The sequence below is a fragment of the Micromonospora sp. M51 genome (assembly GCF_018070305.1).
Lineage (GTDB): Bacteria > Actinomycetota > Actinomycetes > Mycobacteriales > Micromonosporaceae > Micromonospora > Micromonospora parva.
Window position 1 is genome coordinate 1 of sequence record NZ_JAGPXZ010000365.1, and the last position, 5,929, is coordinate 5,929.

Here is a 5,929-nt window from a genome sequence, read left to right on the forward strand (position 1 = left end):
CATCGCTTTCGAAGAGTTCTAGCCGCAGCCAGCTCGATGATCCTCGGCGTCACCCTCGCCGGCATCGTCACCGCCCCGCCGGCGCAGGCCGACGACACCCCGCCCAGCCCGCTCGCCAAGCCGGGCTACACGCTCGACTTCTCCGAAGAGTTCGACGTCAGCACCCTCGACACGAACCGCTGGCTGCCCTACTACCTGCCGCACTGGACTTCCCCCGCCAACCGCGAGCTGGGTGCCAAGGCGCGCTACACGATCGCCGACGGCGTGCTCACCCAGCGGATCGACGCCGACACCCCGGCGTGGAACCCGCAGTACGACGGCACGGTCAAGATCTCCTCGATCCAGACCTACAACAAGGACTACTGGCACAAGTTCAACAGCTCGATGCCGTTGAACCACCACGAGCCCGACTTCAACGGCTACACGTTCCAGTACGGCTACGTCGAGCTGCGCGCCAAGAAGTCGAACGTCGGCGGCGGCGGCCACCAGGCCCTCTGGCTGGTCGGCACCGGGGACACCTCCAGCGCCTCGCGCAACCCCGAGGTCGACATGGTCGAGACGTTCTTCAACGAGCCGAACAACTGGCGGATCGCCGCCCACGGCTGGGGCGACCCGAACTTCCTGTCCAGCTCGTACGCGTCGATCGCCCCCGTCCCCAGCGGGTCACCCACCACCGAGTTCCACACGTACGGCATGGAGTGGACGCCCACCGACATCAAGTTCTACTACGACGGCCAGCTCTACCGGACGATCAACGACGCCCCCAACATGCCGATGGGGCTGATCATGGGCATCTACACCGATGCCGGCTCCGGTCGGCACAACGACGTCTGGCCCAAGACCTGGAGCGTTGACTACCTGCGCGTCTACAAGAAGGACGGCGGCTACCCGGTGTCCTATCAGCGGTTGAAGAACCGGCAGACCGGCCAGTACGTCAAGGACGACGGCAGCGGCACCGCCAGGTACGTCGCCGCTTCCGGCACCGACCAGTCCGCCCAGTGGGCAGTCGAGAACGTCGACGGTTACGTCCGGCTCAAGAACCGTGCCACCGGCAACTACCTGCACGTGGAGAACCAGACCGGCAACGTGCAGACCGGTGCGGTACCCGGCACCTACTGGTCGGCGCAGTGGGCCCAGGAGCCCGTCGACGGCCGCCTGCGCCTGAAGAACCGTTGGAAGGGCACCTACGCCCATACCGAAAACATGACCGGCAGCATCCAGTACGGCGCCGCGCCCGCCAACTGGTGGACCAGTCAGTGGAATCTCGAACCCGTCTCCTGACGAACCGTAACCCAACCGTCCGTCAGTGGGATCGACGAGGGCCGCACATCAGCCTCGCCCACTGTCAGGTCTCGTAGTTCACAGGCCGCCTCCAGGGTGTTGGAGGCGGCCTGTCGGCTGCCTGAGTGGTCTCGTCGGGTGATGGTTGGCGGCGAATGACGAGCAGGGCGATGTCGTCGTCCGGTGCTCCTCGGCGGTGGTGGCCATGACGTGGTCGCACAACGCGTCGGCCGGCCCGGACCGTACGCCGTCGGCGACGCGCTCGATGTCGGTGTCGATCAGTTCGTTGCGGCGTTGGACCAGTCCGTCGGTGTAGAGGACGAGCGCCGCGCCCGGAGGTGGGTCCAGGGGGAGCAGGGTGGGATCAGCGGGATGCCCTGAACGGCCGTGAATCCTACGCCTGGCACCGAACGTGAACCTGCAAGGAACGTGATCGATGGAGGTAAGGCTCCAGGTGGGACTTCAGGTAGGACGCCGGTCCGCCAAGATCCGGTGCGGCCATCACCAAGCGTAGCTGGGCTCCGTTCGGGAGACCTGCGTTGTTGAGGCGAGCACCTGGGTAAGGGGCTATGCCCAGGGTGGGATGTATCGGCCGATGTAGTCGCGGGCGCGGGGGCGCGGGTCATGGCGGTGCTGCATTGGGGTTTCTCCCGGAGACGGCTGCGGCGCCGGCAGTTCGGGCCGTGACCGCGCTGCTCGCCGAGGGGCGAGTGAGCTAGCTCAGACCCGGGTGATCCGTACCGCGTCGGCGACCACGAGTCCGGTGCCGCTGGTCCAGCGACTCACGCCGACCTTGTTGCCCGTGCCGGCCGCCAGCGTGAACACGCCGATCGAGACCCACCTACCGCCGTTGATCCGCTGATTGACGAAGACGGACCTGCTGCCTGTGGTTGTCTCCACAAGGTATGGCGTCTGGTTGTTGTAGCCCGCGTCGGCGGGGTACCAGACTGAGATCTCATAGCTTCCGGTCGCCGGGATGGTCGACCGGAACCAGGCGACGTCGCTGGACGACACCGGACTGGTAAACCGGTAGTCGGTGCCGAACCGTTGGCCGGAGTAGGCCGACGTGCCCCATTCGGTGCTCGCGGTGAAGCCGCCCGAGGTGCTGTTGTCGATGGTCGTGGTCCACTGCTGCGGCGGGGTCTGCGTAACCCTCACGTCGAGGTAGTTGCGGTCGATCTTCATCGTGACGCCGCCCCACGTCTCGGTGACCTCCCCGGCGTACTGGTGTATGCGCTGCTGGTCCGCGTAGTGGGCATCGGCGCAGTAGCTTCCGGCGTCGGTGTCAGCCACCCCGTTCCACCAGGCGATCCAGATCTGGTCGAGTCGCGTGTAGCTCGGGTTGTCGTATGCCTCGCAGACGTCCTTGATGCCGGACGAACCGCTGGAGTACATGCCGGCGAGGTAGCCCCGTACGTGTAACTGCTCGGTCCAACCGGACAGGAACGACAGCACGGCGGCCCGGCACGACGCGTTCGACGGGTATTGCTCGATGTCGTTGTAGAGGGTGCTCGCAGCGCCGATGCCCAGCGCCTGGGCGGCGTTCGCGGCGCTGTTGGCCGCGGAGAAGCCTTGTGACCGGGCGGTGGTGGGATCGGCGGACATCTTCGGCGTGCGGGTGCCGCATGGTGCCTGGTAACCCAGTTCGATGGGGATCAGCCGCCATCCGTTGCTGGTCTGGTTGGCCACCCAGCTTGCGGTGAGGTTGGGCTGGGAACAGGAGCGACTGGCCCCGCTGATGTAGATGCCGACCGCGCCGTAGGGCGAACTGGTCCGCCACGCGTTCATCGTGGTCTGGGACGGAGCGGCACAGGTGTCGAATCCCCGGCCGGTGAAGGTGCCGGGTTGCGGGCCGGTGGCCAGCGGCGTCACTGCAGTTGATGCTTGTGTGGGTGTCGCGGCCACAGCAATCGGCTCGGCGGGCGCCACGATCACCGCGGCAACGGTAAGACTCGCCAGCCACCCGGCAGTGACTCTCACGTCGCCTCCATCTGAAGAAATTCTTGCCTGGGAACTGGCCGTGCGAAAGATTTCTACCATGAATCGATGAGTAGCAATAGAGGGTCGCCGCCGACCCGGCGCCGAGCTCACGGGGACAGACCGCCCGACCGCGAAGTGCCGGCCCGGCGGCTCAGGCCGGGCTGAACTGGATGAGGACCGACGCGGTCGGCAGCTCGTCCGGAGCGGGTGGCGCCTCGGTGCGCCAGGCCAGCCGTACGCTCCATCGGCGGCCCGGCGGAAGGCGGTAGGCGTCGGCGATGCCGCCGGCCGTGCCGCTGGAGAACCCGAGGATGCCCGACTCGAAGACCACCTCGAGTACGTGGCTGCGGTCCCAGCCGGCCGGATCGAAGTCGGCCGGCCCGTCCCAGGTCTCCAGCCGGGTGTCGCTACCCAGCACCACGGCGTCGTCGATGTTCTCGACCACCACGTAGCCTGGCGCCGAGCTGACCCATTGATCGAGCTCGTGCGGTGAGGGTGGAGCGTTGCGCCGGTCGTTGCTGTCGTCGATCATCGCGAACAGTCGATAGTCGACGTCGACGTACAGCTCGGTGTGTTCGACCAGCGCCGCCATGCTGGCCCCTCCCCGCTCGATGGACTACGAGGCTAGCGATCTCCCGCCGACCGTGAGTGTCCGCATACCTACTCACCCTGAGCATCGCTGCCGCTACCTCCTCACTTCGAATCCCGGCCCTGGCCTGGGCCCCACGCTGACCGCACCGCGGCCGCTCATGCCGCCGAGAGGTCGCTACTGGGCGACCGCTTGCCGTCGGACCTCGGGGCCTGAACACTTTCCCGCCTGATCGGCAATGTCAGGGTGAAGCGCGGACTTTGCCGAGGAGGGCTATGGCTTCGGATGCGGATTTGATAGGCCGGTCGCTGGATGGCGATGTCGACGCCTTCGTGGAGGTGGTCGAGCGTCATGAGGCCGCCGTCGGTTCGTACCTCGTTCGCCGGGTTGGGCGGGATGCGGCTGAGGACCTCCTGGGCGAGGTGTGGGTTGCGGCGTTCGAGTCGCGGCGATCGTACGACCGGTCGTACAACGATGCGCGGCCGTGGCTGTACGGGGTGGCATTGAATCGCTTGCGGCGCTACTGGCGGTCCCGGCCGGCCGAGGACCTGGTCGCGGACGTGCCGGACGTGGCTACTGGATGGGATCCGTGGTCGGCGGTGGACCTTGGCGTGGACGCCCGGGCGGTGCTCCGGTCGGCCCTGACACGGCTCAAACCCGAAGAGCGGGAGGTCCTGAGGCTCGTCGCCTGGGAGGACCTGACCGCGGCCGACGCCGCGCGGGCACTCGGCATACCGGCCGGCACCGCGCGGCGGTTGCTGAGCCAGGCCAGGACGGCATTGCGCGACGCCCCGGGGGTGTCCGCGCTTCTGAAGGACCGCAACAGCGCGAAGGAGAGACACCGATGACCGACGAGCTCGATCTGGTCGGTGCGTTGGGCAGCGCGGAACCACTACGCCCGGAGGCGTATCAGCGGGCGCGGGCGGTGCTGCGGGCGGCTATGGCCGACCCCGGAACCGTGCGGCTTCTGCGCGCGAATTCAGCGGAGGACACGACTATGGAGGCGACTTCAACCATGGAAACGACGACAACCACGCGGGACCACGAATCCAGCCCGGCACTTCAGCCCCGCCGCCGGATCGGCATCGCGGGCCGATGGGGCATCGGCGCCGGGGTGGGGGTCGCCGCCGCGGCGGCAGTTGTCGCTGTGGTGCTCAACTCGCCGGCGACCGGGGGCGTGGAGGCCGGCAAGGATTCGTCAGCCGCCACCTCGGCCTCGACCGCAGCCGACGGGTCGGCCGAGCGTACGCCGCTGATGACCCTGGCCGGGTCCATCAAGACGGTCACCCCGGCGGCGGGCGACGCGTGGCTGGTGAAGGCGACGCAGGTCGACGGCACCAAGACCATGCAGGTCGTCTACACGCTGTACACCGATGGTCACGCGATCTACACGGGCAACAGCGTGAAGGACATCAAGCGTGCGATCGCCCGTCACCAGGATCAGATGACCGACGGGGGCTACGCTCCACTCCTCAAGGCGGCCATCGCCGCGGCGGACAGCAGCCCGGCCGACGGCCGGACCCAGATGCTCAAGGCAGCCAACAATCCGCTGGTGGGCCTCGACCCCGCAGCGCAGAAGGCGGTGTGGGACAAGCAGCAGGCGGACGCCCAGGTGATCATCAAGCAGAAGGGCGGCAACGCCGAGCCGAAGCCGTACAGCCCTCAGGCCGTTCAGCGGCACTTCGACAACGCCCTGTGGACGTACAGCACCCAAGCGTTGTCCGCTGGCGACGGCAACACGCAGGTCCGGGCCGGTGTGCTGCGTCTGTTGTCCACCATCTCCGCGGTCAGCGTCAAGAACTCGACCACCCACGGCAAGGCCACGCTGACGATCACCGCCGGCCCCGAGGTGTTCGGCGGCATGGGCAGCGAGGTGCTGACCATCGACGCCACGACCGGCATGCTCGTCAAGGACGTCTCCACCGTGCCTGGCCTCCCCACGGCCTCCACGACGTACGAATCCTCCCGCGTGACGAAGGCCGACCTGTAGGCCGGCAACTCCCACCCACCAGCGTTCCGGCAGACGGGGCACCGATCCCGCTGTATACGCCCTGACCAGCGCGCCCTGTGGTGGGGTCC

The 5,929-nt window shown here is 67.6% G+C and carries 6 protein-coding genes; 3 read left to right on the forward strand and 3 right to left on the reverse strand.

What is annotated here, in order from left to right:
- On the forward strand, positions 1–1,281 hold a 1,281-nt coding region (locus KBX53_RS19405), incomplete at its 5' end, for a family 16 glycosylhydrolase (RefSeq protein WP_210860845.1).
- 78 nt (positions 1,282–1,359) lie between these two features.
- Here KBX53_RS19405 and KBX53_RS37310 read toward each other — a convergent pair.
- From KBX53_RS37310 to KBX53_RS19420, 3 genes are all read right to left on the reverse strand, one after another.
- Positions 1,360–1,719 (reverse strand): SpoIIE family protein phosphatase, encoded by a 360-nt coding sequence (locus tag KBX53_RS37310; protein ID WP_210860848.1) that lies wholly within the window; start codon positions 1,717–1,719, stop codon positions 1,360–1,362.
- A 282-nt stretch (positions 1,720–2,001) separates the two neighbouring features.
- Positions 2,002–3,372 (reverse strand): glycoside hydrolase domain-containing protein, encoded by a 1,371-nt coding sequence (locus KBX53_RS19415; protein WP_309140809.1) that lies wholly within the window; start codon positions 3,370–3,372, stop codon positions 2,002–2,004.
- A 40-nt stretch (positions 3,373–3,412) separates the two neighbouring features.
- Complete coding sequence (locus tag KBX53_RS19420) at positions 3,413–3,853, reverse strand: hypothetical protein (RefSeq protein WP_030328481.1); 441 nt, start codon at positions 3,851–3,853, stop codon at positions 3,413–3,415.
- Between the two features lie 272 nt (positions 3,854–4,125).
- Between KBX53_RS19420 and KBX53_RS19425 the strand changes: the two genes are divergently transcribed.
- Positions 4,126–4,698, forward strand: coding sequence for an RNA polymerase sigma factor (locus KBX53_RS19425; RefSeq protein ID WP_030328480.1), 573 nt, complete (start codon positions 4,126–4,128; stop codon positions 4,696–4,698).
- Positions 4,695–5,840: a hypothetical protein gene (locus tag KBX53_RS19430; RefSeq protein ID WP_210860846.1), complete on the forward strand. Its 1,146-nt coding sequence runs from the start codon at positions 4,695–4,697 to the stop codon at positions 5,838–5,840. Before KBX53_RS19425 ends, KBX53_RS19430 begins: the two co-directional genes overlap by 4 nt.
- The last annotated feature ends 89 nt before the right edge of the window (positions 5,841–5,929 follow it).

Bases quoted from the DNA above. Each gene is read 5' to 3' on its own strand.
- KBX53_RS19420 (WP_030328481.1), bottom strand. From the start codon at position 3,853: ATGGCGGCGCTGGTCGAACACACCGAGCTGTACGTCGACGTCGACTAT.
- KBX53_RS19430 (WP_210860846.1), top strand. From the start codon at position 4,695: ATGACCGACGAGCTCGATCTGGTCGGTGCGTTGGGCAGCGCGGAACCA.
- KBX53_RS19425 (WP_030328480.1), top strand. From the start codon at position 4,126: ATGGCTTCGGATGCGGATTTGATAGGCCGGTCGCTGGATGGCGATGTC.